Raw genomic sequence first — 508 nt, 5'->3', positions numbered from 1 at the left:
GGCAGGGGATGGGATATAGACGAGGAGGCAACTTACCGATATGAGTGGGCTAACTCGCGGACACGTTAGCTAATATCGGATAAGTCTTTGTGCAGGATGGGGGATAAATGAAGCGGGGATCAATCTGTCACTGGATGACGGGCTTGAGGCGGATGATCTAGTTGGTGGGGTACAGGCCCACCAAGGGTACGTGGCGTAGACGACCTGAGAGGGTGAACGGCCACACTGGTACCGAGACACGGCCCAGACTCCTACGGGAGGCAGCAGTAGGGAATCTTCCGAAATGGGCGAAAGCCTGACGGAGCAACGCCGCGGAAGTGATGAAGGTTTTCGGATCGTAAAGCTCTGTTGCCAAGGAAGAACGTCTTCTAGAGTAACTGCTAGGAGAGTGACGGTACTTGAGAAGAAAGCCCCGGCTAATACGTGCCAGCAGCCGCGGTAATACGTAGGGGGCAAGCGTTGTCCGGAATTATTGGGCGTAAAGCGCGCGCAGGCGGTTCTTTAAGTC

Annotated in this window: 1 rRNA gene; it reads left to right on the top strand. The window is 55.1% G+C overall.

Going from position 1 to position 508, the window contains the following annotated elements:
* Nucleotides 1-508, top strand: a 16S ribosomal RNA gene (locus RB298_RS03680); the annotation flags it as partial.

The organism is Priestia sp. BR_2 (assembly GCF_041954005.1).
GTDB classification, from domain to species: domain Bacteria; phylum Bacillota; class Bacilli; order Paenibacillales; family Paenibacillaceae; genus Paenibacillus_AQ; species Paenibacillus_AQ lautus_A.
This window is presented reverse-complemented; position numbering and strand designations above follow the sequence as displayed.